2 protein-coding genes are annotated in these 2754 nt (G+C 64.8%); both read left to right on the plus strand.

What is annotated here, in order from left to right:
• A partial coding sequence (locus Q8N40_RS26110) for a DUF1522 domain-containing protein (RefSeq protein WP_305713867.1) occupies nt 1-2223 on the plus strand: 2223 nt, incomplete at its 5' end.
• A gap of 92 nt (nt 2224-2315) precedes the next feature.
• A complete protein-coding gene (gene flbT / locus Q8N40_RS26115; protein WP_305713868.1) occupies nt 2316-2696 on the plus strand; it encodes a flagellar biosynthesis repressor FlbT in 381 nt (126 codons plus the stop codon).
• The last annotated feature ends 58 nt before the right edge of the window (nt 2697-2754 follow it).

The following is a 2754-nucleotide window of genomic DNA, read 5'->3' on the forward strand; positions in this document are numbered from 1 at the left end:
TCGACCGCCGATCTGCTCGCCACCACGCAGAGCCGCCTCTCGACCGGCAAGAAAGTGAATACCGCGCTCGACAACCCCACCAACTTCTTCACCGCCCAGTCGCTCGATGGCCGCGCCAGCGACATCAGCAACCTGCTCGACGGTATCGGCAACGGCGTGCAGGTGCTGCAGGCCGCCAACACCGGCATCACCTCGCTCTCCAAGCTGGTCGATACCGCCAAGTCGATCGCCAACCAGGCGCTGCAGACCACGGTCGGCTATTCGACCAAGTCCAACGTCTCGGCCACGGTCGCCGGCGCCACCGCGCTCGACCTGCGCGGCACCACGACCTTCACCAGCGCGACCGCCTTCAGCAACGTGCTCTACTCCGGCGCTGCCGGCGGCACGACTGCAGCGAGTGCGGCCCTGACCCTCGGCGGTCTCTCCGGCGCGCTGACGGGAACTGTGGTCAACAACAACGCCACCGTGCCTGCCGCCATCACCACTGCGACCCTGCTCAACAATACCGGTGGCGCTTCTCCGGGCCTTGGAACCGCGGTTGTTGCCGACGGCGATAGCTTCACGGTCAACGGCAAGACCATCACCTTCAAGGCGGGTGCGGCTCCCTTGGCCGCTGCTGCTCCGACCGGTTACGGCATTGACGCCGCCGCCGCCAGCGTCGCGACCGACGGCAACGGCAACTCGCTGATCTATATCGGCGCCAGCTCGACGACATCGACCGCGACGGTCGGCGACGTTCTGCGGGCGATCGATCTCGCCAGCGGCGTCCGCTCTTCGACGATCGCTTCCGGTGTCGCGACCACTGCGACCAACGCCGGCCAGACCGTCTCCTCGATCACTGCCGGCGCCGTCAGCCTGCGGACCTCGACCGGCGGCGATCTCGACGTCAGCGGCAAGGCCGACTTCCTCAAGGCCTTCGGTCTCACCACCGCGCTCGGTTCGGGCACCACCACCCTGACTGCGGTTCGCACCACCAGTGCTGCGACGGCCGGCAATCTGATCGCCGACGGTTCGACGCTGAACGTCAACGGCAAGACCATTACCTTCCGCAACGCTCCGACCCCGCTTGCTGCCAACGTTGCATCCGGTTCCGGCGTCAGCGGCAACATCGTTACCGACGGCAGCGGCAACTCCACGGTCTTCCTGCAGTCGGCGACGATCACCGACACGCTGAAGGCGATCGATATCGCCACCGGCGTCCGGACCGTCACCATCGCCAGCGGCGCGGCGTCGGTTGCCACCGCAACCGGCCAGACCGCTTCGTCGGTCAATGTCAGCGGCGTGGTCAATCTGAGCACCGGCACCAATGCCGATCTCGCCATCACCGGCACGGGCAATGCACTTTCCGTGCTGGGCCTCACCGGCGCCACCGGCACCGACACCAGCTTCGCGGCGTCTCGTACCGCCGGCGCGGGCGGCATCAACGGCAAGACGCTGAACTTCACGTCGTTCAACGGCGGCACCGCGGTCGACGTCACCTTCGGCGACGGCGCCGGCGGCACGGTCAAGACGCTGGATCAGCTCAATACCAAGCTGCAGGCCAACAACCAGACCGCGACCATCGACTCGACCGGCAAGCTGACGATCTCGGCAACCAACGACTACGCCTCCTCGACCCTCGGGTCGACGGCATCGGGCGGCGTGATCGGCGGCACCGTGACGGCAGCGCTGGCGTTCTCCACCGCGTCGGCTCCGGTCGTCGACGGTGCGGCGCAGTCCGTTCGCAGCAACCTGGTGAAGCAGTACAACGACATCCTGGCTCAGATCACCAGCACGGCCCAGGACGCTTCGTTCAACGGCGTCAACCTGCTCGGAGGCGATCAGCTCAAGCTGACCTTCAACGAGACCGGCAAGTCCACGCTGAATATCACCGGCGTAAACTTCAACGCGGCCGGTCTCGGCCTCGCCAACCTCTCCAGCGGCACCGACTTCATCGACAACGCCGCGACCAACAAGGTTATCTCCAACCTGACCAGTGCCACCAGCCTGCTTCGTACGCAGGGCTCGGCCTTGGGTTCGAACCTCTCGATCGTGCAGATCCGTCAGGACTTCTCCAAGAACCTGATCAACGTGCTGCAGACCGGCTCATCGAACCTGACGCTGGCCGACACCAACGAGGAAGCGGCCAACAGCCAGGCGCTGTCGACCCGTCAGTCGATCGCGGTGTCGGCGCTGTCGCTCGCCAACCAGTCGCAGCAGAGCGTACTCCAGCTGCTCCGCTAAATCCGGCGACGAAACCAACGATCAAGGCGGCGGGGGGAAACCCCGCCGCGACTACCCAGCTAGCCGTTGCCGTATCCTGAAAGGAAACAGTCATGCCGCTAAGAGTCGAACTGAAGCCGTTTGAACGTATCGTCATCGGCGAAACCGTCATCATCAATTCCGGCACCCGCACTTGCTTCCTGATCGACGGCGAAGCGCCGATCCTTCGCGAGAAGGACACCGTGACCGCGGAGACCGCCAACACGCCGGTCAAGCGGCTCTATTTCTGCGTCCAGATGATGTATCTGAAAAACGACATTCCGCGCTACCGGACTTCCTATCTCGGCTTCCTCAAGGACCTGCGGGAAAGCCTTCCGGGCTCGCGCGAACAGATCGATGCCGCGAACGCCCATGTGACGAGCGGCGCTCTCTACAAGGCGCTCAAGGAAATCAGGAAGCTGATGAAGCGTGAAGAAGAGCAGGTCGCTGCCTGAGGCGGCTCAAGCCTGGTTTCGTGGGCATCGAGGGACGTTGCGACGTCCCGCAGTCGTT

It is taken from the genome of Bradyrhizobium sp., from assembly GCF_030693485.1.
GTDB lineage: Bacteria > Pseudomonadota > Alphaproteobacteria > Rhizobiales > Xanthobacteraceae > Bradyrhizobium.

What these genes read in the sequence shown, in the direction of transcription:
- flbT (WP_305713868.1), top strand. Translation starts at nt 2,316, where the DNA reads ATGCCGCTAAGAGTCGAACTGAAGCCGTTTGAACGTATCGTCATCGGC.